This is a genomic window from Arthrobacter sp. SD1074B (genome assembly GCF_056780195.1).
This window is the reverse complement of sequence record NZ_JBRAZT010000001.1, coordinates 2,672,366-2,696,692: the sequence shown is the minus strand read 5'-3', so window position 1 is coordinate 2,696,692 and position 24,327 is coordinate 2,672,366. Positions and strand designations below refer to the sequence as shown.

29 protein-coding genes and 1 other RNA gene are annotated in these 24,327 nt (G+C 65.4%); 9 read left to right on the top strand and 21 right to left on the bottom strand.

The features are described from left to right. The first annotated feature begins 31 nt into the window (after positions 1–31). The 8 genes from ACUYM2_RS12530 (at position 32) to ACUYM2_RS12495 (ending at position 7,193) form a co-directional block, all read left to right on the top strand. Positions 32–442, top strand: a complete 411-nt coding sequence (locus ACUYM2_RS12530) for a pilus assembly protein TadG-related protein (protein ID WP_481601484.1) — start codon at positions 32–34, stop codon at positions 440–442. A gap of 78 nt (positions 443–520) precedes the next feature. Further along, positions 521–1,636, top strand: a complete 1,116-nt coding sequence (gene prfB / locus ACUYM2_RS12525; RefSeq protein ID WP_481600353.1) for a peptide chain release factor 2 — start codon at positions 521–523, stop codon at positions 1,634–1,636. A gap of 170 nt (positions 1,637–1,806) precedes the next feature. Then, positions 1,807–2,604: a cell division ATP-binding protein FtsE gene (ftsE, locus tag ACUYM2_RS12520; RefSeq protein ID WP_479783594.1), complete on the top strand. Its 798-nt coding sequence runs from the start codon at positions 1,807–1,809 to the stop codon at positions 2,602–2,604. Further along, positions 2,601–3,515: a permease-like cell division protein FtsX gene (gene ftsX / locus ACUYM2_RS12515; protein ID WP_481600352.1), complete on the top strand. Its 915-nt coding sequence runs from the start codon at positions 2,601–2,603 to the stop codon at positions 3,513–3,515. The genes ftsE and ftsX overlap by 4 nt, the downstream gene beginning before the upstream one ends. A 25-nt stretch (positions 3,516–3,540) precedes the next feature. Further along, entirely contained in the window at positions 3,541–4,947 is a 1,407-nt protein-coding gene (locus ACUYM2_RS12510; RefSeq protein WP_481600351.1) for a peptidoglycan DD-metalloendopeptidase family protein, read from the top strand. 39 nt (positions 4,948–4,986) lie between these two features. Then, a complete protein-coding gene (gene smpB, locus ACUYM2_RS12505; RefSeq protein ID WP_441417300.1) occupies positions 4,987–5,457 on the top strand; it encodes an SsrA-binding protein SmpB in 471 nt (156 codons plus the stop codon). 117 nt (positions 5,458–5,574) lie between these two features. After that, positions 5,575–5,943, top strand: a transfer-messenger RNA (tmRNA) gene (gene ssrA, locus ACUYM2_RS12500). Between the two features lie 83 nt (positions 5,944–6,026). Further along, on the top strand, positions 6,027–7,193 hold the full coding sequence (locus tag ACUYM2_RS12495) for a tyrosine-type recombinase/integrase (protein WP_481600350.1): 1,167 nt from the start codon (positions 6,027–6,029) through the stop codon (positions 7,191–7,193). Position 7,194: 1 nt separating this feature from the next. Here the strand turns inward: ACUYM2_RS12495 and ACUYM2_RS12490 are convergent, their stop codons facing one another. From ACUYM2_RS12490 to ACUYM2_RS12395, 20 genes are all read right to left on the bottom strand, one after another. Next, positions 7,195–7,548: a hypothetical protein gene (locus ACUYM2_RS12490; protein ID WP_481600349.1), complete on the bottom strand. Its 354-nt coding sequence runs from the start codon at positions 7,546–7,548 to the stop codon at positions 7,195–7,197. Positions 7,549–7,610: 62 nt separating this feature from the next. Further along, on the bottom strand, positions 7,611–7,910 hold the full coding sequence (locus ACUYM2_RS12485) for a hypothetical protein (protein WP_481600348.1): 300 nt from the start codon (positions 7,908–7,910) through the stop codon (positions 7,611–7,613). Further along, complete coding sequence (locus ACUYM2_RS12480; protein ID WP_481600347.1) at positions 7,910–8,728, bottom strand: hypothetical protein; 819 nt, start codon at positions 8,726–8,728, stop codon at positions 7,910–7,912. Before ACUYM2_RS12480 ends, ACUYM2_RS12485 begins: the two co-directional genes overlap by 1 nt. Beyond that, positions 8,728–9,024, bottom strand: a complete 297-nt coding sequence (locus tag ACUYM2_RS12475) for a putative phage holin (RefSeq protein WP_481600346.1) — start codon at positions 9,022–9,024, stop codon at positions 8,728–8,730. The genes ACUYM2_RS12480 and ACUYM2_RS12475 overlap by 1 nt, the downstream gene beginning before the upstream one ends. Next, positions 9,021–9,233 (bottom strand): DUF7620 family protein, encoded by a 213-nt coding sequence (locus tag ACUYM2_RS12470; RefSeq protein ID WP_481600345.1) that lies wholly within the window; start codon positions 9,231–9,233, stop codon positions 9,021–9,023. Before ACUYM2_RS12470 ends, ACUYM2_RS12475 begins: the two co-directional genes overlap by 4 nt. Next, positions 9,230–9,496: a hypothetical protein gene (locus tag ACUYM2_RS12465; RefSeq protein ID WP_481600344.1), complete on the bottom strand. Its 267-nt coding sequence runs from the start codon at positions 9,494–9,496 to the stop codon at positions 9,230–9,232. Before ACUYM2_RS12465 ends, ACUYM2_RS12470 begins: the two co-directional genes overlap by 4 nt. Positions 9,497–9,889: 393 nt before the next feature. Further along, on the bottom strand, positions 9,890–11,731 hold the full coding sequence (locus ACUYM2_RS12460) for a hypothetical protein (protein ID WP_481600343.1): 1,842 nt from the start codon (positions 11,729–11,731) through the stop codon (positions 9,890–9,892). Between the two features lie 11 nt (positions 11,732–11,742). Continuing rightward, positions 11,743–12,441: a pyocin knob domain-containing protein gene (locus ACUYM2_RS12455; protein ID WP_481600342.1), complete on the bottom strand. Its 699-nt coding sequence runs from the start codon at positions 12,439–12,441 to the stop codon at positions 11,743–11,745. 2 nt (positions 12,442–12,443) lie between these two features. Beyond that, positions 12,444–14,645: a hypothetical protein gene (locus ACUYM2_RS12450; protein ID WP_481600341.1), complete on the bottom strand. Its 2,202-nt coding sequence runs from the start codon at positions 14,643–14,645 to the stop codon at positions 12,444–12,446. 32 nt (positions 14,646–14,677) lie between these two features. Then, entirely contained in the window at positions 14,678–15,478 is an 801-nt protein-coding gene (locus ACUYM2_RS12445; protein ID WP_481600340.1) for a hypothetical protein, read from the bottom strand. 9 nt (positions 15,479–15,487) lie between these two features. Continuing rightward, positions 15,488–17,587: a phage tail tape measure protein gene (locus ACUYM2_RS12440; protein WP_481600339.1), complete on the bottom strand. Its 2,100-nt coding sequence runs from the start codon at positions 17,585–17,587 to the stop codon at positions 15,488–15,490. 249 nt (positions 17,588–17,836) lie between these two features. Further along, positions 17,837–18,319, bottom strand: coding sequence for a DUF7426 family protein (locus tag ACUYM2_RS12435; protein WP_481600338.1), 483 nt, complete (start codon positions 18,317–18,319; stop codon positions 17,837–17,839). 92 nt (positions 18,320–18,411) lie between these two features. Then, positions 18,412–18,873, bottom strand: a complete 462-nt coding sequence (locus ACUYM2_RS12430; RefSeq protein WP_481600337.1) for a phage tail tube protein — start codon at positions 18,871–18,873, stop codon at positions 18,412–18,414. A 27-nt stretch (positions 18,874–18,900) separates the two neighbouring features. Then, positions 18,901–19,344 (bottom strand): minor capsid protein, encoded by a 444-nt coding sequence (locus ACUYM2_RS12425; protein WP_481600336.1) that lies wholly within the window; start codon positions 19,342–19,344, stop codon positions 18,901–18,903. Further along, entirely contained in the window at positions 19,345–19,689 is a 345-nt protein-coding gene (locus ACUYM2_RS12420; protein WP_481600335.1) for a hypothetical protein, read from the bottom strand. It abuts the gene before it with no gap. A 9-nt stretch (positions 19,690–19,698) separates the two neighbouring features. After that, positions 19,699–20,022, bottom strand: coding sequence for a hypothetical protein (locus tag ACUYM2_RS12415; RefSeq protein ID WP_481600334.1), 324 nt, complete (start codon positions 20,020–20,022; stop codon positions 19,699–19,701). Further along, the gene (locus tag ACUYM2_RS12410) at positions 20,019–20,438 is read right to left on the bottom strand and encodes a hypothetical protein (protein ID WP_481600333.1); all 420 of its coding nucleotides are present in this window, start codon (positions 20,436–20,438) and stop codon (positions 20,019–20,021) included. Before ACUYM2_RS12410 ends, ACUYM2_RS12415 begins: the two co-directional genes overlap by 4 nt. A gap of 15 nt (positions 20,439–20,453) precedes the next feature. Then, complete coding sequence (locus tag ACUYM2_RS12405; RefSeq protein ID WP_481600332.1) at positions 20,454–20,984, bottom strand: hypothetical protein; 531 nt, start codon at positions 20,982–20,984, stop codon at positions 20,454–20,456. A gap of 59 nt (positions 20,985–21,043) precedes the next feature. Continuing rightward, positions 21,044–22,021 (bottom strand): major capsid protein, encoded by a 978-nt coding sequence (locus ACUYM2_RS12400; RefSeq protein ID WP_481600331.1) that lies wholly within the window; start codon positions 22,019–22,021, stop codon positions 21,044–21,046. A gap of 17 nt (positions 22,022–22,038) precedes the next feature. Then, on the bottom strand, positions 22,039–22,755 hold the full coding sequence (locus ACUYM2_RS12395; protein WP_481600330.1) for a hypothetical protein: 717 nt from the start codon (positions 22,753–22,755) through the stop codon (positions 22,039–22,041). 29 nt (positions 22,756–22,784) lie between these two features. On the opposite strand from ACUYM2_RS12395, the gene ACUYM2_RS12390 reads away from it, so the two are divergent. After that, entirely contained in the window at positions 22,785–23,132 is a 348-nt protein-coding gene (locus ACUYM2_RS12390) for a hypothetical protein (RefSeq protein WP_481600329.1), read from the top strand. Here ACUYM2_RS12390 and ACUYM2_RS12385 read toward each other — a convergent pair. Continuing rightward, positions 23,129–24,211, bottom strand: a complete 1,083-nt coding sequence (locus ACUYM2_RS12385; protein WP_481600328.1) for a phage minor capsid protein — start codon at positions 24,209–24,211, stop codon at positions 23,129–23,131. The two genes, ACUYM2_RS12390 and ACUYM2_RS12385, sit on opposite strands and share 4 nt — an antisense overlap. Positions 24,212–24,327 lie beyond the last annotated feature (116 nt).

Here is a 24,327-nt window from a genome sequence, read left to right as displayed (position 1 = left end):
CCTGGACGGCACCAGGCAGGACGGCCAGCTGATGGTCCTGATCATCGGCTACGTGCTGCTCGCCCTGCTGGTGGCCACCGTCGTCGCGGCCGCGTCCAGCGTCTACCTCGAACATAAGAAACTGCTGTCCCTGGCGGACGGGGCCGCCGTGGCAGCCGCGGACAGCTTCACCCTGGGTCAGTTGGAAAGCGCCTCCGGGAGCCCCACCGCCATCCTCAGCGCCGGCCGGGTGCGCAATACCGCCGTCGACTACCTGAACCGCAACGGAGCATTTGCCCGGTTCAGCGGCCTGGTCGTCGGTCCGGCAACGGGCAGCCCGGAGGGTTCCACCGCCGTCGTGGTGCTCAGCGCCGCCGTCCACCCGCCGGTGGTTAATTTCCTGGTCCCGGACGGCATCCGGATCGAGGCGAAATCGACGGCGCGGTCCCGCCTGACGCGCTGACCCGAACCTTCCCCGGGGCGGGTTGCCCCTTCCCGCGGGCAGGGGCGGCTGCGGTGGATAGCGTAGGCTTGAAAAACCATGGCAAACATTGATTTTCCCGCAGAAATCCGCGCGCTGCGCGCCACCTACACCTCGATCGAGAACGTTTCGAATGTCGAGGCGCTGAAGGAAGACATCGCCGAACTGAGCGAGCGCGCCGGCGAGCCGAACCTTTGGGACGATCCCGCGGCCGCCCAGGTCATCACGTCCAAGCTCTCGCACAAGCAGTCGGAGCTGGAGCGGCTGAACAAGCTCGCAGCCCGCATCGACGACCTGGAAGTCCTCGTGGAGCTGGGCCAGGACGAGGACGACGCCGATTCAATGGGGGAGGCCGCCGCGGAGCTTGAGTCGATCCGCAAGTCGCTGAAGGACCTTGAGGTCGTCACACTGCTCTCCGGCGAGTTTGACGAGCGCGAAGCCGTGGTCACCATCCGGGCCGGAGCCGGTGGCGTGGACGCCGCTGACTTCGCCGAGATGCTGCTGCGGATGTACCTGCGCTGGGCCGAACGCCACGGGTACCCGACCACCATCATGGACACTTCCTACGCTGAAGAGGCCGGGCTCAAGTCCGCCACGTTCGAGGTCAAGGCCCCCTACGCCTTCGGCACGCTGAGCGTCGAGGCCGGCACCCACCGGCTGGTCCGGATCAGCCCCTTCGACAACCAGGGCCGCCGCCAGACCTCCTTTGCCGCCGTCGAAGTCATCCCGCTGATCGAGCAGACCGACTCGATCGACATCCCGGACAACGAAATCCGCGTCGATGTGTTCCGCTCCTCCGGCCCGGGCGGCCAGTCGGTCAACACCACGGACTCCGCGGTGCGCCTGACCCACCTCCCCACCGGCACCGTGGTCTCGATGCAGAACGAGAAATCGCAGCTGCAAAACCGTGCGGCCGCCCTGCGCGTGCTGCAGTCCCGCCTGCTGTTGCTCAAGAAGGAGCAGGAAGACGCGGAGAAGAAGGCATTCGCCGGGGACGTGAAGGCCTCCTGGGGCGACCAGATGCGCTCCTACGTGCTCAACCCGTACCAGATGGTCAAGGACCTGCGCACCGAACATGAGGTGGGCAACACCTCCGCGGTGTTCGACGGCGAGATCGACGACTTCATCGACGCCGGCATCCGCTGGCGCACCGACAACCGCAACGCCGAGAAGTAAGCCTGACGTAGCGGCCGAATCCCGCGACACACCCCCGCGCTCCGGCCGCTGCGCGGTTACCCGTGCGTATAGTCGAGGGGCCGGTGCCCTACTTCCCCCAAAAGAAAGCCCGCGCCCCGGCGGCAGAACTGGTCTGAAAGATGCCCGGCTCCTGCAGGGTACTTAGGGTCATGATCCGTTTCGAAAATGTCACCAAGGTCTACGACCAGAAAGCGCGGCCGGCGCTGGATTCGATCAACCTTGAGATCGACCGCGGCGAGTTCGCCTTCCTCGTGGGGGCCTCCGGCTCCGGCAAATCGACCTTCCTGCGGCTGGTGCTGAAGGAAGACCGCGCCTCCTCGGGCGCCGTCTACGTCGCAGGCCAGAACGTCGCCAAGATTTCCAGCTGGCGGGTGCCGCGGCTGCGACGCGGAATCGGCGTCGTCTTCCAGGACTTCCGCCTGCTGCCGCAGAAAACCGTGTTCGCCAACGTCGCCTTCGCCATGCAGGTCATCGGCAGGAGTCGCAGCGTCATCCGCGAGACCGTCCCCGAAGTCCTCAAGACCGTTGGCCTGGAGGGCAAGGAAAACCGTTTGCCGCACGAGCTCTCCGGCGGCGAGCAGCAGCGCGTGGCCATCGCCCGCGCCGTCGTCAACCGCCCCGGCATCCTGCTGGCCGACGAGCCCACCGGCAACCTGGACCCGACCACCTCCATGGGCATCATGGGCGTCCTGGACAAGATCAACCAGAACGGCACCACCGTAGTGATGGCCACCCACGACGACGACATCGTCAACGAAATGCGCAAACGCGTGGTGGAACTCCGCAACGGCGTCATCATCCGTGACGAGGCCAAGGCCCTGTACACCTCGATGATCCCGGTGGTCGGGCAGTCCCGCCGGTTGCGGGATGCCAGTGGCCGCGGGCCTTCGGCTGCCGAGGCAGCCGGCCGCGGCGAGGCCCAGCCCGCCGGGGAGGGCGCACTGTGAGGCTCGCGTTTATCCTGGCCGAGATCGGCAGCGGCCTGCGCCGCAACCTGTCCATGGTGGTGTCCGTCATCCTGGTGACCTTTGTGTCCCTGACTTTCGTGGGCGCGGCCGGCATGCTGCAGCTGCAGATCAACCAGATGAAGGGCTACTGGTACGACAAGGTCCAGGTCGCAGTCTTCCTCTGCAGCGACGGTTCGACGGCGCCCGGCTGCGCCACCGGCCCGGCGACGCCGGAGCAGCAGGCCAACCTGCGCAAGCTGCTGCAGTCCCCGTCCGTGGCCCAGTACGTCAACGACTTCCAGTTCGAATCCAAAGACGAGGCGTACAAGCACTTCAAGGAGCAGTTCTCCAACTCGCCGATCGTTGACTCGGTCACCCCGGACCAGCTCCCGGCCTCCTTCCGGATCAACCTGAAGGATCCGGAAAAGTACGAGGTCATCAGCGAAAACTTCTCCTCGCAGGCGGGAGTGGAGTCCGTCATCGACCAGCGGCAGCTGCTGGAACGGCTCTTTTCCGCGATGAACGCCGCCTCCCTGGTGGCGGTCAGCGTGGCCGGTGTGATGATTATCTGCGCCATCTTGCTGATAGCCACCACCATCCGGCTCTCCGCCTTCAGCCGCCGCCGGGAAACCGGCATCATGCGCCTCGTGGGTGCGTCCAAGATGGTGATCCAGCTGCCCTTCATCCTGGAGGGCGTGATCGCGGCCGTGATCGGCGCGGCCCTCGCTTCCGGCACGCTGTGGGCCGTCGCCCACTTCTTCCTGGGCGGGGTCCTGTCCAAGCAGTATCCGGACACGGCGTTCATTTCCCCGGCCCAGACGCTGCTCCTGGCGCCGGGCCTGATCGGCCTTGGTGTGTTGCTGGCCGGCACCTCGTCTCTCCTGACCCTCCGCCGCTACCTGAGGGTCTAGCTGTGCGCAACGAAGAGGAATGCTTATGAAACCGATGGTCCGACGCACCGACCCGGCCCGCCGTGCCCTCCGCCGCGGCCGCCTGGTCAGCGCCGCCGTGGTGCTGGTCCTGGCCGCCAACCTGGGAGCTTCGACCCCGGTGGCGTTCGCCGACACCCTTGAAGACCAGCAGGCCGCCTTGCGGGCTGAGGCCGAGCGGGTCCAGCACTCGCTGGAGTTCGTGGACGCACGCATCGCCAAGGCCGCCGGCGACCTGGTGGTCTACCAGGGCCAACTGCCCGGCGCCCAGCAGGCGCTGCTTGACGCACAGGGCCGTGTGGCCGGTGCCGTCAAGGAGGTCGAAGCCCTCGCCGCCCGCGTCGACCTGGCCCAGCAGAACAAGGCCAAAATCACCCAGCAGCTGGCGAATGACCAGAAGAAGATGACCGACACCCGCAAACTGATCGGGCAGATCGCCACCCAGGCCTACAAGTCCGGCGGCGTGCCCTCCAACCTCTCGCTATTCTTCGGATCGAACAACGGCAGCCTGACCGACACCATCGACCTGGCGGACCAGGCGCTGCGCAGCCAGAACTCCGCGATGGACAAGTTGAGCCAGCAGAACGCCACGAACGTCAACTCCCAGGCGCGCCTGCAGGCCGTGGAGGCGGAAATCGCGGACCTCAAGGCCAAGGCTGACGCCGCGCTGGTCCGCGAGCAGGCGGCACGCGACGAGGCGGCGTCCAAAAAGGCCACGGTGGACAAGCTGATCGCCGACACCAGCCGGCTCAACAGCCAGTTGCAGGCAGCCAAGCCAGCCATCCAGAGCCAGCTCGCGCAGGTCAAAGCCCGGCAGGACGCCGTCGCGGCCGAAATTGTCGAACGCGACCGGAAACTGCGCGAGGCGTGGGAAGCCGAGCAGCGCCGGATCGCGGCGGCCCGCGCCGCCGCGGCTGCGGCCGCGGCCCGGGCCCAGGGCCAGATTGCGCCCCGGCCGGCGCCTTACGTCCCGGCGCCGCCCGGCCCGGTGTCGGCCTTCGGCCTGCGCAGCCCGTTCAACGGCGTCCCGATCACCTCGGGCTTCGGCTGGCGTGCGACGCCGCCGGGCACCATCGACTTCTACGGCCAGGGCGGCTACATGCACACGGGCATCGACTTCGGCGCCGCCTGCGGCACCCCGGTCTACGCCCCGGCGGCCGGAACGGTCTTCTCCGCAGGGTGGGGCAACGACGGCGGCGGCAACCACGTGAAGATCTCGCACGGCGTCGTGCAGGGCAACTCGCTGACCACGATCTTTTACCACAACACCTCCGTGGTGGTCTCGGCGGGCCAGCAGGTCAGCCAGGGGCAGCTGATCGCTTATTCCGGGACCACCGGTAACTCCACCGGCTGCCACTCGCACTTCGAGACCTGGGTCAACGGACAGGCAGTCGACCCGATGGGCCTGCTCTAAACTGGAACTGACCCGATTCATCGACCAAGGAGTTTGACCGTGCCTAAAGAAAGTGGCCGGAAGGTAGTGGCCACCAACCGCAAGGCCCGGCACGACTACCACATCATGGATACCTATGAGGCGGGCATCGCGCTCATGGGCACCGAAGTGAAGTCCCTCCGCGAGGGCCATGCCTCCATGGTTGACGGCTTTTGCACCTTCTACAACGACGAGTTGTGGATGGAGGGCATCCACATCCCCGAGTACCACCAGGGGAGCTGGACCAACCACGCCGCCCGCCGGCGTCGCAAGCTGCTCCTGCACCGCGACGAGCTGACCAAGATCTCGCACAAAATCCGCGAATCCGGCTTCACGATCGTGCCGCTGCAGCTGTACTTCGTGGATGGCCGCGCCAAGGTGGAGATCGGCGTCGCGCGCGGCAAGAAGGAGTACGACAAGCGCCAGACGCTGCGCGAGCAGCAGGACAAGCGCGAGGCCCTGCGCGTCATGCGCGAGCGTAACCGGCGCTAGGCAGGGTGCTCCAGACGTGCGGGAATGAATCCGCGCAGAGGTGCGTTATGCTTGGTAGTCCGGGAGGGATCCGCAGGGTCCGGAACGGATGGTTGAAGTAATTTGATAAAAAAATACGGGGATGATCGGTTTCGACGATGTTAGTCGCGACAGGTGAAGCGGGCCGAGGATGCAGAATTATCTCGTAAACGCTGTCTGCAAACCAATAAGTGCCGAATCAAAACGCACTGACTTCGCTCTCGCTGCCTAAGCAGTAAGACAGTCCGTCAGCCCGAGGTTGCTATTGCCCCGGATCCTGGCGTCATTTAGATAGCCACTGCTGTTTACCCCCGTCATCGGGGTGAATGGGACTCATTGATGACTGGGCCCGGATCAGCCACCTGTTTGCAGGATGGCTGGGGCCGAGAAAATCCGATGCAAACTGCGCCCGGAGAAGCCCTGACAACACGACATCGGACGGGGGTTCAATTCCCCCCATCTCCACTAAAAAAGCCTCGGTTTTCCGGGGCTTTTTTATTGTCTGTGCACCAAAGTACGGTGAGTGTGCACTAGAAGAGGGGACGTGGACGATGGCCAGCATCGTGGAGAAGCAGGGCAAGAAGGCGACGACCTACATGCTTAGGTGGCGCGAGAACGGCGTCCAAGAGAACACGACCTTCCCCACCCGCGAGGCCGCTGAAGTCTGGAAGGCCCTCCTCGACGCCAACGGGCAGTCCATGTCCGCCGCCCAACGAGCGGTGGACAACGCAAACATCACCGGCCCGTCCGTGGTCCAGCTGCTGCACAAGCACGTCGACCTCTTGACCGGCGTCGGCGGGGACCAGCTGGGTCGGTACAAGCGGGCCATCACCCACCACTTCGTTGGCACACCGATCGGCCGGATGCCCGTGGCCGCCGTAGCCCATGAGGACGTCATCCTGTGGGTCAAGGGCATGCAGGCGAAACCCGGCCGCCTCGCGGGCACCACGATGAGGGCGAAGACCCTGGCCAACCACCACGGCTTCCTCTCCGCGGCCTTCACCACCGCCGAGCTCCTCGGTTACCGGAAGGGCAACCCCTGCAAGGGCATCAAGCTCCCGAAGGAGGTCGCCGGCGGCGACCAGATGCGTTTCATGACGAAGGAAGAGTTCCGAGCCCTGGACGCGGCCATGGATCCGCACTTCCGCCCCTTCTTCAACTTCCTCGTCGACACCGGCCTCCGATTCGGGGAAGCGACCGCACTGCTCGCCGAGGACTTCGAACTCGACGCCGCTGTCCCCATGGTGCGGGTGAACAAGGCGTGGAAGGAAGACGAGTCCGGCGCCTACTACGTCGGGACGCCGAAGACGAAACGCTCGTGGCGGTCCGTGCCCCTGGCGCCGTCCACTGCGGAGGCTGTGCGCGCCAGTGTGGAGGCCGCCGGCAGCGGGCTGGTGTTCACCCTGAAGCGGGGCGGTCCGATGCGCTCAGGGGCCACCTATAACCGCGCCTGGGAGCCTGCGTGGAAGAAGCTCGAGGAGGCCGCCGAGGAGGCGAAGCGAACGGGGGAACCGTTTACTCCCATCCGGAGAGCCCGGATCCACGACCTCCGCCACACCCACGCGTCTTGGATGATCGAGGGCGGCATGGACCTCTTCCAACTGTCGTACCGCCTGGGGCACCAGTCGACGCTCACCACGGACGGGCGCTACGCTCACCTGATGCCGTCGTCACGGCAATCAGGCGCGGCCATCGCAGCGGCCGCGCTGGCCAGGTAGCCTACGCCAACAGGAAGCCGGGCAGACGGTTCCCCCAGCGGACGCCACGGAGGTTTTCGGGGCACCGGTGGTACTCCTCGATGTCCCATTCAGAGTCGGTGACGCGGCGGACACTGCCGGCCGGGATCCAGCTCCAGTGCGGACGGTGGTCGTCGTCCTCCCACGACGCAAGGATGTGGGCTGGGTTCCAGCGCTCTGCACGGGCGTAGACATCGATGGCCCCGCCCCCGGCCAGCGCGACAGTGGCCATGATCTTCGGGTACTTCCCGTACTCCCACGACCTCGTCGATTCCGGGTGGCCAGGGTCCGGGATCAGGTACTCGTAGGTGATCCCGCCGAGGGTGAACGATGCCATGCCGCTATCGTAGCTGGACGACGAAAAGCGCCCCGCACCGGGATGGGTGCGGGGCGCTTCTGCTACTTCTTGTCAGGGGCGAGCCACGGAAGATACGTCCGGGTCCACTCGATCACTCCCGGGACCGCCATGACGCGGGCGATCGTCGCGGACAGTGCCGTGATGACCGCGGCGGCGCCGGCCAGCCACAGCCGGAACCCCTCCGGGAGGTGCTGCCCGACCCCGTCGACGATGTCCTGGATGATCGGTGGGAGGATCACCAGCAGGCCGACGAACGCCGGGATGGCGGTCTGCAGTGCGGTGCGGAGTGCGGCCCGGTTCGGGTTCGTGGCCTGCGTGGTCGTTGCTGCGTGGTCGCCCATCACTTGCCCCCGTTCACGTTGACGTCGACGGTCACGCCTTCGGACAGTCCGGCCTTGACCGCCTCGGTGATCTGCGCGGACGTCAGCCCGTCATTCTTTGCCAGTGCCACGGATGCCGCGATGGTTGCCGCGGCCTTCTCCGCGAGACTCTTGGAGTCAGCGAGTTCCTGCTTCACGCTGATCTGCTTCCCGCCGCGGGTCACAGTCTGCGCCCACACCTTGTCCGGCACCGCGCTGGTCGGCGCATCCAGGTAGCGGTTAGTGCGCCGCTTGATGTCCCGTACGTCATCAGCAATGCCCGGCCGCTCTTCGCCGGCGGACGTGTAGCCGCCGATGAGCAGCGCGTGGATGTAGTCCTTGATTTCCTTGACTTCTGCTGCGGACAATTCGTCCTCCTTGATAGGTGTGATGTTCTCGCCCATTGCGGCGAGGCCGGTAGGTTCGATAACGCGGGTGCCTTCGACGTCCTCGGTCCAGCCCCGGTAGGTGAGGGTCATGCCGTAGTAGGCGTAGTACGCTTCGAGGTCGGCGAGGTTCGGGTGGTGGTGCGGGACGTTCGTAAGGTCCGACGTCGAGTACACGGAACCGTCCGGGGCCAGCAGCACCACATGGCCCAGCGGTGTGGTGTCCAGCCCGTACCAGACAGGCACCCACACGCCGGCGGGGAAGTCCCGGCCGGTGTGCTTTGTCTTGGACGCGGACCACGCCGACGTCGCGGAGGGGTAGACCTTCGGGACGCCGAACGCCTCGTTCACGTAGGCCAGGCACCAGCCCGGCTCGCAGGGGATGTTTGGGTTCGGGGCGATGAGCTGGCGCATCAGTGACCGTCCTCGTGGTTGCGGCGGGCGATGACCTGCTTGGACACGATCGTGTACCCGTTCCAGAGGATGACGGCGCCGAACGCTGCAGCGAGGAACAGCTCGTACCAGTCAGGGCCCTGCCCGAACGCCCCCTCCGCTGCGAAATGGACCACGATGAGCCCGAACACGACGTACAGGGCGAAGATTGCCCGGCCGGCACGGGTCGTCCACCATGGGGCGAACAGTGAGTAGACGGCGATGACGGCCAGCGCGAGGACGGCGTCGGCGGCGAGGATGATGCTGAGGGCGCTCATAGCAGCCCCTTCCCTTGATATGTGGCTTCGAGTTTTTCCCCGAACCCGTTGGCCCGGTGCCGGTGGAGCATGTTCTCCGCGAGCTCCTTAAACACCGGCCGCTTCACCGCCGTCTCATGCTTCACGGCGAGTGCCTCTCGATGGGCGTCCAGGATCTCTTGGGGGACGGGCGGGAGCGGGGCGTGTTTGCGTTTCCGTGGCCATGTCATTCGGATCCCGCCTTCTGGCTGATAGCGCCCATCGTGTGCTCGACGACCTGCCCGACCTGCTCCACGGTGCGGGCGTTCTGGACGGCACCCTTCACCGCTTCCCGCTGGTCCTTCACGACCTCTTCCAGGTAGTGGATGCGGTCGCGGAGGTCCTTCTGGTGCGGCGGGGTTGCGAGGGTGCCCCGCATGACCATGAAGAACACGACGATCAGGATCGCCACTGCGGACATGTTGCCGGCGTCCAGGTGCATGCCTTCGATCACGGGCGGCCCCCTCGGTGTTGTGGTTTACCCATGCGGGCGCGCCTCCTTAATAGGCTGTGAACGTGTTTGGTCAGTACGGCCCGGACCTGTGAAGAGGTACCGGGGCGCACGCTTGTATGATGTGGGCTAGGATGGGGCCATGACCCACGGACTACTGTTTAGCTTCAGCAAGCACGCGCCATACGTAACGCTCACCCCTAGCGTTGAGCGCCTGGAGCGCGCCGCGGACGGCAGCGTTTCAATCTGCGCCGCCGGCGAGTCATACCCAATCGGCATCCCCGGGCTAATGTTTGGGCCCTGGCCTGACAAACACGGCGACCCGCAAATAAGCGTCGGAATGTGCGAATCACTCACCGCAGCAGCTAAAGCCGCCGGGATCCCAGTAGTGAGTGTTTAGACAGCAACACCAGCAGCGTCTTTCCACGCAGCCCCGTCGTACCAAATTGGCCGGTTAAGTGTCGTGTCGTAATACTGGCTGCCCTTAGACAACCCGGCAGGCCGCGATGCCGTAGTGCCTTGCAGGTTGACCGGGCGCCACGCAGCACCGTGTCGGGTGAACATCTGCCCGGTAGCGAAGTTCACATATCGCGAGCCGTTTTCCGCCACCATCGAACCGGCTACATCCCCGGTAAGGTCAAGCAGCCACCTGTCCGTGCCGGACACGGTCTCCGTAGTAGCGCCGAAATTGTTCATTCTGGCGGCTGGCCGGAAGGTGAGTGTATTCGACGCGGCGGTGACGTAGAGTCCGTATTGCCCGGCGTCGGTCGTCGTGCCGTCAATCTTCAGGCGGCGCGTGTTAGGCAGCAGAAGATCAACATAAATGTGGTACGGGTTCGATTGCAGCAAACCGCCATTAATGGTGATGTCTTCCATAGCGCCGCCGTTATTCGTCGTCGCATCGTCGGCTATGTCATGCAACCGGATTCCATGCGACTGGCACTTTTCGATCTGCGGGTTGTTGACTGTGACCTTCGTGGAACCGAAGATGCGGATACCGGCGTAGGCCGAAGTTGTCCCCTCCGTGTACGACGGTTCGACAGCCGATGCCCGCACAACCGGGTTATTTACGACGACGTTCCGGCACTTACCAATGTGGAAAGCTTCGGTGTTGCTCCCCGCAAGGTTCAGGGAGTTTTCAACGACGCAATCGTTGAAGTAGATATTGCTGTGCTTCGCTGAGTTGTTCATTGCGTTGGTCGGGCCGAGTACCTTGAACCCACACCCGCCGGTAGCCCCGACAGTAGCGCCAGAGTTTATCGCGGCGCAGTCATTGAACCAAACGTTTTTCACCCGGTACTCGCCAGCGACCCTAAACGCGTGCTCCGATGACTTGCGGGACACGAAGTTGTTGACGCGGATGTTCCGGCAGGAGTGGTCAGCGCGGGTCGAGCCCAGAAGGACAGCGTTTTCACCCGGCCCGCCAGTAGCGTTCGCAGAGAGAACATCGTAGGTGCCGGAACCGATAACCGTGTCAATGTTATCGTTCATCAGGAGCCCTTGCCGCGAACCCCTCATGTGCAGCGCATCGATCATCACCCTGGCGGAATCAAAGATCCCGACTGAGTAGTCCCAGTTCTCCACCCATACCGAACCGAGACGGACATTTTTGCTACCCGTCCCCTCGATCCCAACCACGAGGCCGCGCCGCCGAAAGTTTCCAACGCCTGCGGTTACCCTCGCTGTGACATTGATTCTCTCGACGGTCACGTTGTCGCCAGCGACCAGTAAACCGCGAGCTGCATCCCCGCCGGCCAAGTCAAGGCGCAGTGAGTCAACGTAGCTATCGCCATTGACGCGGAATGTTGATGTGTCAGCCTTCGATGCGAGCTCTTTGAACGTTGCGCCGTTGGTGAGCAGCGTGGTTCCAGCGGGCAGGGTGAGCGTCGCGGTTGGGGTGTAGGCGTATACCTTGCCCTTCTCCATGACGATTGTTCCGCCGGCATCAAAGAGGGCCTGCAATTTGACGAACTCGTCCGTCGCACCGTCTCCTACCAGGCCGAAGTCTGGGGCGAAGTTGACCGGCTTACCCTTGCGTGCAAACTGCGCAGCAATGGCCTTATTCGTGTCGCTTCCAGTGTTATCGACCAGCGCCTTCACCACGGAATCCTGGAACCCGAGCGGCGGCGCAGTGAACCCGGCAGCGCCTTCAAGCAGGGATAGTCTGCCGTCCTGCGCAGACTGGCCAGCGTTGAACTTCGCCTCGGTAAGGAGCCTGATATCAGATGGTTGCGTCATGTTGCGTGCTCCTAAGCAGCTTCGTAATAGGGGGTGCCGTCAGTGTCTTGGAGGAGTTTCGCCGTGCGTGAACCGAACCTGATGAACGGGATGCCGTCCGTATCCAGGTCGATGTTGGAGACCGCGAGGTCGTCCCTGATGACGGTTTCGCGGGTGTCGGTGTACGCCTTAGCGCTGGTCAGCCCTGCGGCGTCTTTCGTGTCCGCGTACGCCTTTGCGTCCACGTCCACGGAACCCCAAGGCGTGAGTGTCCCCGCCGTAACGGATGCTGAGGTGCGGCGCCATGCAGTATTGGATGAGTAGTTCACCCACGTCTGCACCTTCATGCCGTGCGGTGTTGTGGTCAGTTCAACGAACCCGGGGCCAGCGCCGGTCGGCTTGTTGACTATCGTCGCTACATCCTCGGCGAGTCGGACAGCCCAGCGCCCTGTGCCGGTGAAGGTGTTCAGGTCGGTCCCATTGGGAAGGTATCCCTTGTACCAGACCTGCCCCTCAAGTGAGGTGACGCGGTCTGGCAGACCCCCGTACTTCGTGGTTGCGTCGTCCTTAGCCGCGCCCTCGGCCCTGGTGCCCTCCGCCGTGATCGCCGTGTTCGCTGCTGTCGCGACTGCGTTGATCTGCTTGCGGATGTTGTCGCCCGTGGGGGACCGGACCAGGTCGCCGACGCCGAGGATTGGCAGGGAATGTGGGGTGGTGTAACTCTCTGCCATGGCTAGGCAACCTCCGGTGTCTGGTCGTTGAACTGGTCATGGGTTAGCGTCGTCGGTGACAGCAGGTTCCACTGGTCATGGGTGAGCTGCCCGCCAGCATCGTTGAACTGCTGATACGTCGTGTACGTGTTGGTCGCCGAGATAATCCGTACGGACAGCGACTGGGTGAACGAATCCCCGGCAGCGTTCCGAACCCCAACGATCAGGGCCGTGATCGTCACACCCATAAGGTCCGGCGAATCGATCTTGATGACATCGCCGAGTTGCCGGCGCGGATCGTAAGCAACACGCATACCCGTGATAGTTGGGGATGGTGTCGTCACCTGGTCCGCGAGGTAGTCAGCCAATCGCGTCTGGATGAGCGTGTTATCAGCCTGCACAGCCCAGGGGCCGGCGTCATGCTCCAACTCAGGGAACCCATAATGGCCCGTCGTGGCGGACGACAACTCGGCATCAACGAACTTCACCCGGGCGCGCCCACGCATGATCGGGTAAGCGAACCCGCGGAACCTGCGGAAGTAGTTCACCGCGTCGTCCGGGGTCGCCAGCACGTACGTCTTCCCAGCCGGGAGTGTGCTGGTGACTACCTTGAATAGCCGGGTCCGCTCGTCCAGCTTCGTGATCGCAGACCACGAACCATAGCCGGTGTCGGCGGTCCAGTTCCCGGACCCGTCCTCCAAATACCCGCCAACCCACGTGCCTATGCCGGAGTTGAACGCAGCCAAACCGCCAGCGTTACTGACGGTGAAGTCGTCAATCTCAAACCATTCCTCATCCGCCGGGAACTCGGCAATGAGGGACTTCTCCTGGTTCGAACCCATCGTCTCGCCGTCAGCGTGCCACAAGTAAACGTTCGAGTATTTCGACCGGTTCAGCACAGGCAGGCGGTACTTCACCCGCACCTTGGAACGCATCCCAAGGCGGCTATCCGACCACGACAGGCTGTAAATGTCGTCCAGCGTCGTGACCGTCTGAGACGGTGCACGGTTGCGCAGAACATCCGACCCGATGAACTGGAACTTACCAACCTCGTCAAACCACATCGCCGCCAGATTCGCCTTGGAAATCTCCGTCAGCAGATCAATCGCAGGCCGGTTCACATACGAAGGCAAAACGTCCATGAGCCCGGAGAACAGACTGGTTTCCTGGTAGTAGCCGGACGCGTACCCGAGAGACGCGAACTCCTGCCCAGCCGGCGGAGACGATGCCTGGAAGCTCGAGGACCTGGTGTTCGCGTCACCGCTTACCGTGACCGTTGAAAGGTTCTTGCCGGTCGGGATCGCCGCGGAACCCGTTGCGGTGCCGCCACTGGTTTTCAGCGTCCACACCCCGCCGCTCACCAGCAGGGACACAACGCTGTAGCCGGAGCCGAGCACCAGGCTGCACACGTCCGTGCTATTCAGGCGGGCCGTCACAGTCCGTGACCCGGCAACCGCGAGCTGCACCTTATTGGACCCAAAGAACGCGTTGATCGAGAAGTTCCCCGAATGGTCCGGGGCGATCTGCGCCGTCAACTGCAACGCCGCGGACGGCGTCACCGTTGCCTGCGGCGTGTAGGTGGCCGAGAAGTTCCCCAACACCCAGCCCCACGGCGCACGATAAGACGACCACTGCTGCTCAGTACCAGCAAACGAAGCCGCCGCTGTCACCGTGCCGAGCTCGGGCCACAAAGACAACTGCGCCGGGACCGACACAACACAACCCGGCTCCATGCGCGGTGTCGCGTACAACCCGCACGCCCGCAGCGCCCGGTCAACCGGGTACGCCGAGGACATACCAACCGCCATATAAGCGCCGCCCTCAGTTTTCGGAGGGTGCAAACGCAGGACCGGGGAGTGCGACACCGGGCGGCTCAGGTAGTCGTAGTAGTCGATGACCGTCGAGGACGGCAGCCCGCCAATATCTCCGGTGTTCTCGTCGATTACGCCGGCGAACTGCAGCCACTCAGACACGCCGTCAGAGGCGTAAATAGCGACACTGTCGCCCTGCTTCGGCAACCAACCAGTCGAAGCGTTCCAAGGATTCGGGGACGTCGTGCCGATGTCCGGACCCTCAGCCCAAACAATCGTCCCCGTAGCCTGCTTGATCCCAGAAGACGCAAAAACCTGGTCCGGGAGGTCGCCGACCAGATCCCTGGACGTCTCCCAGGTCTTGTGTGCCCGTTCCACGCCGGCCACGGTGATCCGGGACGTGAAGAACTGCACGTCGCTGGTTACCAGTGACCCTGCCTGCATGGTTACCCCACTTCGGTGATGGTGAATTGTGCCGATGCCCGGTAGCGGGTGTCGGTGAGTACCCTGGGGTCCCGTTCGAGGGCGTCGATGACGGCCTTGGGGCAGCCGCCGCCGGGCCCGTAGGGGACGAGTGTGTCCGTCCATGTCAGGGCCGGGCGCGCCCCTTGGGTGGCGTTGAGCGCCTGCACTTCAGCCAGCACCGCGCCGGGCGGTGGGGTGTCGGTAACATAGGCGCGTTTCGCTGCCCCTGCGACACCGACAGCGGACCCGGTGGAGAACGAAATGAACCCGTCCGAGGCGTCGGCCCAGCGGATCCGGACCTGCGCCCCAGCGCCCACGACGTACGCGGATGCGGTGACCTTCCGGCCTTGCATCACGGGTGCGCCCTGCTGCCCAAAATAGAACGCGGTCGCCGGGGTTGGGTTCGTGAATGATCGGCCCGCCCAGCCGTCCGTCCCGAGGTCTAGCGGCCCGGTAGCGGTGACACCTGCGCTGTAGAGGGTGGACTTATCGCAGGATGCCTGCGCTGGTGTGAGCAGGTTGGAGACCTGCGCTTCCGGGGAAACCCACACGAACGGGCCGTTGCCCCACTCCCCGTCATCGAAGCCCCACAGCGCGGCGATCTGCCCGGCCGTGGCGATCCCCAGGCCGACCTCCCAGGACCGGCGGGCCCCCGGGGAGCGCTGCACTTTCACAGCGCCCTCCAGTGTCGTTTCCGCCGTGTACCTGTCGGCGCGTTTCACTGGCGCGGACTGGCACCGGATCGGCACGAGCCGGCCGGGTTGTCCAAGGTATGCGGGCATGGTGTCTCCTTAGACGGGTAGGCGGAGGGCTTTGCGGCCCTCGATGTTGGCTTCGGCGACGACGCGGGACCCGACCTTGACCTGCATGGGTCGTTCGGCGACTGCGCGGAGCAATGCCCGGTCCGCGGGGTGCAGGGACACCACCGAAGCGGCCGGTGTGGCCGTGGCGCTGCCGGCCATTGCCGTGGACGGGATGCCGGACAGCCCGACCGTCCCACCGGTGACGCCATTGGCGATGGTCGCCGAGACGTTCCCGAGGACCTTCTTCAGACCCGGCATGGACTTCTCAATACCCTTGCCGAGACCGGACATGATCCACCCGCCCGCGGGGACGAGGAGCGCGAGGTCGTAGCGCTTCGGGCCCTTGTTCGCCGCGATCCACGCCCCGATCCCGCCGACAAAGTTCTTGACGCTCTCGAACCCGGCTTGTAGGCCGCCCAGGAAGCCAGACATGATCTGTCCTGCGGCACCGGAAAGCAGACCACCGAGATTGCCGAGGGCGCCCAGGATCCGCCCGGGGAGCCCGGACACCCAAGAGACCATTTCAAGGAATTTGCCTACGGCGGCATCTTTGGCGCCACCGACCCAAGCGAGGAATTTCCCGGCCAGGGCAGCGAGTCCAGCAAGCCCCGAGAGGAAGCGGCCGGGTACGCCGGCGATCCACGCGATCATCGCCGTGAAGGCCGAGATTGCGAAATTCTTGCCCTCGGTGATCTCGCTACCGAGGAACGCGAACACGCCGGCCCAGAAGGAGTTCCATTGCCCGCCGAGTTGGGCTAGACCGCTGGTCAGCCAGTTGATAAACCCGCCCCATATGACGCTGATGAAGTTGGCGACCTGCTGCCAGTTCATAACGAGCAGGACAATCGCGGCGATCAGGAGCATAATGCCGAGGATGATCCAGGTGATGGGGTTCGCGGCCATCGCGGCGTTGACCACCCACATGATCGCGGCGAAAGCCCCTAGGGCGATGACGAGCGGGCCGAGGATCGGAGCCCATTCGGCCATCTTCGTGATCAGGGGCGTGAGCACGGGAAGGATTTGCGCGCCGATCGCGGACATGGTCGATTCCCCGGCGCGCTGGAAGGCCGCCCACCCGTTCGATGCCCCGGCGTTCAGGGTTCCATCGAGTTCCTTGGCTTTACCTTTCAGGGAGTCGAACTTGTCACCCATGGGGTCGATCGCTCCGAGGAAGTTCGGGATCTCGTTGACGGACAAGTCCTCCAGCGGGGTGCCGAACAAGGCAAGGGCCGCCTGGGACTGGGCTACTGGGTCCTTCATGGTCTGCAGCCCTGCAATGATCTCCCCGAAGGCCTTCTTCGCGGTCGGCCCGCCGGCGAGGAGCCGGGCGGTCATCTGCTCCTGGTCCATCCACAGCGCCTTGTACGCGCCGCCCGTGGCCTTGGACATGTCCGTGGACCGGATCGTGAACTCTTTGAGGGCGTCGCCGGTTTTGTCGATCCCGTACATGCCCTTCTCGGCGGATGTGGCGAGCAGGCCCATGGCCTCTTCGCCCTTGATGCCGAGTGTGGCCATGAAGGGGGAGTATTCGTCGACGGCGTCCATGATGTCCTCGCGGACGTTCTTCGGGACCTTCGACAGGGTGCCGGCGAGCAGGTCGGTGGCGTTTGCCGCGTCGGTGGCGATCCCGGAAGTGATCATCTGCCCGACGATCTGCGAGGTGCGTCCGACGTCGAGCTCGAACGCGGCCCCCAGGTTCAGGACGTCCTTGGTCACGGCCTGGATGTCGGCCTGTGAGGCGGTGCGCATGCCCTTGACGGAGGACATGACGCCCTCCACGGCCCCGGTGACGTCCTCCATGGAGGCGCCGTAATTGTCGGCATACAGCTGCCCGGCCGCTTTACCTGCGGTAGCGGACTGCTCCTTGGTCAGGCCGAGTGAGGCGGCCATTTTGTTGTTCAGCTTCTCCGTGTTCGCCGCGGACACCAGCCCGGCGGCCAGTGCGGTGCCGGCTGCGACACCTGCAGCTGCGCCGGCGACCTGCCACTTCTTTGACCCCATGGAGTCGAACGCCTTGCCGACGGCCTTATCGAACGGACCAGCGTCGAGCTCGAGGTACCCCGTCAGTTCGCCAATGGATAGTGCCAACGGGGCCTCCTGTGTGTAGTTATTTGCGCCGGGGCGGTCCGGGCGGGTTCAGCGCCATGCCGAGCCGGGTCGAGTGGATGGTCCTGCCGTCGTCGGTGATGATCGCCGGGGGTTTCGCCAGCAGCCCGCCGATGCGGACCGCGAGCCACCGCCACGACCGGGTCCGGAGCAGTTCCGGGGTGAGGTCGACGCCGGCGTCCTGCAGGTCAGCTTCGAGGAGGTTCCAGTGGTCGAGGATCCGCCCCCAGGTCAGGCCGGAGGAGTGCCCTTCCGGGTACTCGTACCACTCCGAGATCCCGCTTTCCGGGTCGTAGACGCCGCGGCCGTACGGGTCCGGGTCTCCGTTCGGCGCGCCGCCCGATTCGGCGCTGGCGCTTTTCCCCCGGACGCCCAATACGCGTCCGCGAACGTGTCGCCGTAGACGGCGTGGAAGATCACGTAGAGGGCCGCGAGCTTCAGCTCCGCGAACGTCACCCCGTCGGCGATCATCTGGTCGTGGGCCGGGCCGAGGGCCCGCTCGTACAGCCCTTTTTCGCCGGCGTCGTTGATGACTTCGGTGTCGTCGTCGTCCGGGGTGTAGTCCGGGTCCTCTTTCGCTTTCGCGGCGATCGCCATGAGGTCCTGGAACTGCAGGCCGAGTTCGGCGCTGATCGGGGCGACTTCGTAGACGGTGCCGGCGATGGGGAGTTTCAGGGCGCCGTTGATCGCGGCGCGGAGGTCTTTCAATGCCATGTGCTGCTCCAAGGGTGAGGTGTTCCAAGGTTCCAAGGGGGTGGTGCCCTCCCCGCGCCGCGCCTTGGATCGCAGCGCGGGGAGGAGATGGGTTACGGCAGGGTGACGTCAGCCAGCGGGCCGCGGCCGGTGAGGACGACGGCGGCCGTGGTGATGTCCGTGCGGGGGCCGCCGTTGTCGGTGAACGTCGCGTCAGCAACGCCAGTCCGGGCCGTGGTCGGCTTGGTGCGGTCGCTGATGCGGACGTGCACGAAACCGTCCTCAGCGAGGCCGTTGCCGGCGGCGCGCAGGATCGCCTGGCCAGGGTCCTCGGTGAGGGAGGCGCGGGCGCGCTTGACGGTCGCTTCCACGGTCCAGGCGAGGCCGGTCGCGACCTGCGAGCCCCAGCCGTTGGAGTCGAACGAAGAGTCGTCCTCGAGGTTCTTCTCCACCGCGGGCGGGGTGAACTCGGTGAGCCCGAGGACGGGCGTCCAGGTGGTGGGTGCGACGCCGTCCGCGTAGGCGGCGACTTCGAGCTTCCAGTCCCCGACTGTGCCGGGAGTGATTTCAGCCATTGTGGTGCTCCTTCATGGTTGGTGCAGCTAGTCGCTGCGGTTTGTCCCGGTGCGGGTCAGTTGGATGTAGTAGTTGACGGTGTGCTCGGGACGGTTGAGGGAGTCGGGGCCGAGGTTCGCGCCGGACTGCCACCAGATCCTGACGACGGGCACCCCGCCGATGGTGACGGACTCCAAGTCGTGGAGGGTGTCGAAGAGGCGGTCGAGGATGTCCTTCGCCGCGGTCCGGTCTTTGGGGTTGCCGCGGACCCGGCACTGCAGGCCTTGGACGGAGTCGGTCCCGCCGGTGTGCTCGACGTCGTAGAGGGTCAGGGCGATGCCCTTGTCCGGGGACGCGCCGAGGGAGTCGATCGCGATCGCCGTGTCCGTGGCGGTGAACGTCTGCCCGGAGCCTGGGGTGATCCAGCGGCCGACGTTCTCGGCGTCCAGTAGTTCGGCGATGCCGGTGAGGAGGTTCACGGTGAAACCCATCTACAGTTCCCCCTTGATCGCGTCGGCGATGATCTGCCGCACGGCGGCGGTCTCGGAGTTGAACGCGTTCTCCAGGTACTTCGCTTCGCGGCCGGAGTCGTGCCGGAGGTGCATGTCCTCGTGCTGCTTCACCGCGTAGGGGGTGTCGTAGGAGACGGCGCCGCGGAGGTTCTTGTCGTCCACGCTGGCGGCCCCGGAACGGATCAGGGTGCCCTCTTCGATGGGGGCCTTAGCGTTGGAGACGCCGAGGAGGTGTTCCCCGGCGAGGGCGAGCCCACGGACGGCGCCCTTTTTGGATTTGATGATGGCCGAGCGGTCGGGTTTGAACGTCCAGGACTTCCCCACGCGGGCCTCCTAGGTCAGGGTGACGGCGATGTGGTCTGGGAGATCCAGCGGGCCGGAGTCGGCGACTTTGCACCGGATCACGGTGGACACCCGATCGGGGAGGTTCACCAGCGACTCCGGCGCGAACAGGGCCGCGTGTTCCTTGCCGGTGTAGAACGTCGACTCGGACACGACTTGGTCGCCGTTGGCGTTGCGGACGAGGGCGCGGGAGTCGTCGAGGAACCCAGGGATCGGGTCGGATGTGGTGGTGTTGACGTTGCCCCAGGAGTCTTCCCCGGACTTCGTCTCCACCGTCACTTCATGGACCATGAACTCGGCGAAGCCCTCGATCACAGGAACCTCACCGGCCCGTCGAGCAGGCCAGCATCCTCCAGAATGTAGAACGCGTCCGGGCCGAGGGTGCCGGCGGAGTTCGCCCGCGCCTCAGCGGTGGCCGCGTACACCGAGTAGGCGATGGACGCCCCGCCGATGGACTTCGACGCGGCGAGGGGCTGGACCCCTGCAGCACCCAATGCGGGGTTGATGTTCGAGTCGGACCAGAACTTCACCTGCGCCATGGTCGCGACCCGGAACGCTTCCCGGGTGGCGGTGTCGGTGGCGTAGCCGTCCGAGTCGGTCGCGTAGACCGCCCGTTTGGTTTCGGACCGGATCAGGGACGACGCGGACCGCAGAAGGTCCCCCGCGTCCGCAGGCACAGCCTTCGGGGCGAGCCAAGTGGTCAGCTCGTCCACGGTTGCGTACAGCTTCACGGGGGACCTCCTTGGCTAGTTGAACAGGTCGCGGATCTGGTTGCGGGACAGGCCCTCAACGTCCTTGCCCTGCGCGGTGGCGTACGCGGCCCAGTCCTCCAAGGAGGCGTTGCCGGCCGGCGGCTCAGCTACGAATGATTCCTTCTCGGCGTGGGCGGTCTCGGCGGCGTCCTGCGCTTCGATGTCGTCCACGTGGACGTCGCCTTCCTTGACGGGGCGGACACCCTCGGAGGCATGGATCTCGGGGGAGATCACTTCCGGGCCGTGGGGGTTTGCTTCGCCGGCGTTCGTCGGGGCGAGGAAGTCCTCGGGCTTCGGGTCCACGGCCGCGTCTCGAAGGGTGGAGCTTTCCGGGTCGGAGACTTCGCGGGGGTCCGGTGATTCCGGCTCCGGTTCCTGCTCCGCGGTTGTGCCGTCCACCGTGTAGCCGGCCCCACGGCAGTAGCTGATGACTGCCTGGTTGTCCGTCTCAGCGACACCATCCGTGAACTGGACGCCGCCAATCTCGCCGTTGTACCCCTCGGAAGGGGCGGTGATCTTTGCCATGCTTGGCTCCTAACGTTGGGGTGCGCGGGCGCCCGTCATGGGCGCCCGCGCAGGGGGTGCTACTGGACCTTGATGTTGCGGAACACGCCCGCAGCCTTCGAGGCCTTCAGGGCTACGGCGACGGGGCCGAGCTCAACTTCGCCGGTCTTCACAGCGCCGGGGGTGGAGAAGTCCGGCAGCCACGTCTGGACGAGCTGGCCGCCGGCGGTGGAAACGCCATGGAAGCCGTCCAGGCCGAAGCGGACCGCGTACAGCGCGGACGAACCGGCGGTCAGCGGGCCGGTGGAGTCCGGGTCGGTGACGTTGACCGGGATCACGTCGGAGGCGGAACCGGCGACGAGGCCGGCGTCCTGCAGGATCGCCCCGGCGTAGGAGGTCAGTGCCGTGTCGCGGGGGCCGACAACCTGCGTGGCCTGGTTCGCGAAACGTGCGGCGGCCTTGATCAGGTTGATCAGCTTCCGGTTGCCCATGAGGATGCCGGCGGCACCGTCGAGGGTGGAGAGCAGGTCGTCGACGTCCGTGAGGATCTTGAACGCGAGGGTCTGCGACATCGGGCCGGTCCAGTCGCGGGAGATGGTGTCTTCCGTGGTGGAGCCGGTCAGGGCCTTGGACAGGCCGTCGAAGCCGTTAGCGTCCACGGCGGTGTCGCCGTTGATGACGAGGTCGCCGAACTTCGCCTGCGTGGCCTTGATCTTCTGCGAGATGTTCAATGCAACGGAACCGGACGCGGACGGGCCGACCTTCGCGAGGACACGGTCGACCTGGAACGAACCGCCGAGGACACCGAGGTTCACGGTCTTCTGGACCGTGGTGACTTCCTGCGGGGCGTACTCGGAGTTGATCGCACGGGTCGCGGCCGTGGCGGTGGTCAGGAGCCGGCGGTAGCCGTAGGTCAGGGTAGCGCCGCCACCGGCCGGGTTCACGGCGTCATCGAAGGTGATGAGGTCCATGATCGGGTTGGTGCGGAACTCGTCGATGACCTGCACGTCGAGATCGGTCTGGGCGTTGAGCTTCGCCTCGGTAAGCGTAATGGGCAAGGTGTTCTCCTAGCGGGTTAGGCGCCGTAGCGTGCGGCTACAGCGTCTGCGATGGTGGTGGGTTTCTTTGCGCCTTCGCCGGTCCCGCCGTTGAAGTTTGCGCCACTCGCGCCGGCCGCCTGGACCGCTCGGAGTTCGGGGTGTTTCGATACTGCATCCTTGACCACCGCGTCGAGCTTCGCCTGGAAGTCAGGCGCGGTGGGGTCGAGGTCTTTGAACGCGCTCCTGCCCCGGAGGACATCGGCGGCGAGCGGGGACGCCTGGTTGGCGGCCAGCGCCGCGGTCAGGGCGTTGTCGATCGTGAGAGTGCGGATCGTCTCGTCCTTCGCCGCAAGCTGCTGCGCGATGGCGTCCGGGTCCGGAGCTTCGTTTCCTGCGTCCGGGTTGATGGCCTTGGTGATCGCGGCGAGCTGCTGCTCGAGCGTGCTTTTGCCGGTGCGGTTAGCGGCGGCTTCGGCCCGGGTGTCGGTGATGAGCTTCTGCGCCCAGTCGGGGAGGTCTTCGACCTTCTGCGGGGCCGGTGAGGGCTCGACGGGTGCGGGCGCCGCGGCAGGGGCCGGAGCGGGAGCCGGGGCAGGCTCACCAGCAGGTACAGCGGCCGGCGCGGGGGCACCTTCTGCCGGGGCGGCGGACATCGTCGCGTCACCGAAGGCCAGCCGGTGGTGGGCGAGGAGGGCGTCGATGCCGCCCGGGGCGTAGGGGTCGATACCGTGGATCGTGCGCTTCTTGCTCATGTGCCCTCCAAGTGGCATAGGTTTGGGGAATGAAAAAACTTGGTCTCTTGCTGGTATCCGTCGTGCTGCTCACGGGGTGTGGGGGAGGCGCCCCGGCGTCCGCGCCAGCCTCCACGACTGCAGCTGCAGCGACGGCTAAACCTTCACTGCCGAACCTCACGAGCGCGCAGATAAACGCCCTCGCGGAGAAGCTCCGGGCCATTGACCCGGCAGCCGTGAAGGGGAGCTTCGATAAGGCGCAGGCGGTGTGTTTGCAGATCGCTGATGGCGCCCACGGCGAAGGGTTCATCCGGGGCGTGGAGACACGGTTTGGAACCAAGGCCGGGACTGGCCAGGCGTTGGTGGATGCGGTTAAGTCCGCCGGCGTCTGTGGTTAGCGGGCTTTGAGGCTCGTCCGGTAGGCGAGGTCTTTACGGCCGTTCGCGTCCCGGAATGCCTTGAACTCGGCCTGCTTGGCGCGCAACTGCGCCCGCGCCTGGGTGGCTTGCGGTCCGCCGAACTCCTGCGCGATCGCGTCCCGGCGCTTCAACTCGCGCACCCGGCGCTCGTAGGCGCGCTGCTGCTGCCGGAGCGCGTCCCCTGCCGGGTCGGCGAGGTCCTTGCCCGGGCCTTTGGTGATCCCGGGCAGGTAGATGGAATGTGAGTGGCGACAGTTGTTATGGAACAGGCCCTTGCCCTTCGCCTCGGGCAGGGAGGCGACGACCGTTTTCCCGTCCTTGAGCCGGCCAGTGGTCCGCCCGGACAAGCTGAGGACCTTGCCCTCGAACGGCCTGCACACCTTGCACTCCTCGGGCGCGTCCGACACGATAACGGTGTCGATGCCGAGCTCTTGGATGCGGTCGGTGTGGCCCTGCAGCATCGCGTTCGACGTTGCCGAGCGTGCGGCCATCTCGGCGTAGGAGGCCATGTTCCAGTTCCGGCCCGCGGTGTCGCGGAACCCGGTAACGCCTTGGGTGGCGAGGCGGGTGAGGATGTCACGGGACGCTTCCCGCCGGGTCATCGTGCCCAGCGCGGTCTGCGCGATCACACGGGTGACGACCTGCTGGTAAACATCCATCGTGGCCCGGCGGATCTGGAACGACATGGGGGTTAGCCGTGCCGTGGTTTCGGAGATGATTGCGGCGGCCGCCCCGGTGGGTTGGACTTCGTTGAACGCGCCATGAGCGAGGCCCGCGGCGGTTAGCTCCGTCCCGGCAGTGGCTATCCCACGGTTGTAGGCCAGCCCGACGGCGCGCTCCACAGCGCCAGGGACCCCTGCGGCGAGGTCGGCGAGGATGCTGTCGACCTGCCGGGAGAGTGCTTGGATGCCGAGTAGCTTCTGCTCTGCCCAGTCCGGTGCGTCCGTCCCGTTGGCGAGGGCCCGGGCGATGCGTTGGAGCAGCACGGTCTCGGCCTCCGCGTAGAGTTCGCGGAGGTCCTTGGCCAGCACAGCAGCATCGTCCGGGCGGATCGCCATGGGTGCATCCTATCCGCTAGACCTTGGGTTCGGCTTCGAGTCCGTAGGGCTTGCCGGTGTCATCCGGGTCGCATCGGTGTTTGCCACGGTACCCGCCCGCGGTGTGGACATAGGAC

Coding starts and splice junctions, on each gene's coding strand:
- ACUYM2_RS12470 (WP_481600345.1), bottom strand. CDS start 9,233: ATGACATGGCCACGGAAACGCAAACACGCCCCGCTCCCGCCCGTCCCC.
- ACUYM2_RS12510 (WP_481600351.1), top strand. CDS start 3,541: ATGAAACCGATGGTCCGACGCACCGACCCGGCCCGCCGTGCCCTCCGC.
- ACUYM2_RS12390 (WP_481600329.1), top strand. CDS start 22,785: ATGAAAAAACTTGGTCTCTTGCTGGTATCCGTCGTGCTGCTCACGGGG.
- ftsE (WP_479783594.1), top strand. CDS start 1,807: ATGATCCGTTTCGAAAATGTCACCAAGGTCTACGACCAGAAAGCGCGG.
- ACUYM2_RS12490 (WP_481600349.1), bottom strand. CDS start 7,548: ATGGCATCGTTCACCCTCGGCGGGATCACCTACGAGTACCTGATCCCG.
- ACUYM2_RS12480 (WP_481600347.1), bottom strand. CDS start 8,728: ATGCGCCAGCTCATCGCCCCGAACCCAAACATCCCCTGCGAGCCGGGC.
- ACUYM2_RS12445 (WP_481600340.1), bottom strand. CDS start 15,478: ATGCCCGCATACCTTGGACAACCCGGCCGGCTCGTGCCGATCCGGTGC.
- ACUYM2_RS12425 (WP_481600336.1), bottom strand. CDS start 19,344: ATGGGTTTCACCGTGAACCTCCTCACCGGCATCGCCGAACTACTGGAC.
- ACUYM2_RS12460 (WP_481600343.1), bottom strand. CDS start 11,731: ATGACGCAACCATCTGATATCAGGCTCCTTACCGAGGCGAAGTTCAAC.
- ACUYM2_RS12455 (WP_481600342.1), bottom strand. CDS start 12,441: ATGGCAGAGAGTTACACCACCCCACATTCCCTGCCAATCCTCGGCGTC.
- ACUYM2_RS12435 (WP_481600338.1), bottom strand. CDS start 18,319: ATGGCATTGAAAGACCTCCGCGCCGCGATCAACGGCGCCCTGAAACTC.
- ACUYM2_RS12495 (WP_481600350.1), top strand. CDS start 6,027: ATGGCCAGCATCGTGGAGAAGCAGGGCAAGAAGGCGACGACCTACATG.
- ACUYM2_RS12475 (WP_481600346.1), bottom strand. CDS start 9,024: ATGAGCGCCCTCAGCATCATCCTCGCCGCCGACGCCGTCCTCGCGCTG.
- ACUYM2_RS12430 (WP_481600337.1), bottom strand. CDS start 18,873: ATGGCTGAAATCACTCCCGGCACAGTCGGGGACTGGAAGCTCGAAGTC.
- ACUYM2_RS12485 (WP_481600348.1), bottom strand. CDS start 7,910: ATGGGCGACCACGCAGCAACGACCACGCAGGCCACGAACCCGAACCGG.
- ACUYM2_RS12530 (WP_481601484.1), top strand. CDS start 32: ATGGTCCTGATCATCGGCTACGTGCTGCTCGCCCTGCTGGTGGCCACC.
- ACUYM2_RS12405 (WP_481600332.1), bottom strand. CDS start 20,984: ATGGCAAAGATCACCGCCCCTTCCGAGGGGTACAACGGCGAGATTGGC.
- ACUYM2_RS12385 (WP_481600328.1), bottom strand. CDS start 24,211: ATGGCGATCCGCCCGGACGATGCTGCTGTGCTGGCCAAGGACCTCCGC.
- ACUYM2_RS12395 (WP_481600330.1), bottom strand. CDS start 22,755: ATGAGCAAGAAGCGCACGATCCACGGTATCGACCCCTACGCCCCGGGC.
- prfB (WP_481600353.1), top strand. CDS start 521: ATGGCAAACATTGATTTTCCCGCAGAAATCCGCGCGCTGCGCGCCACC.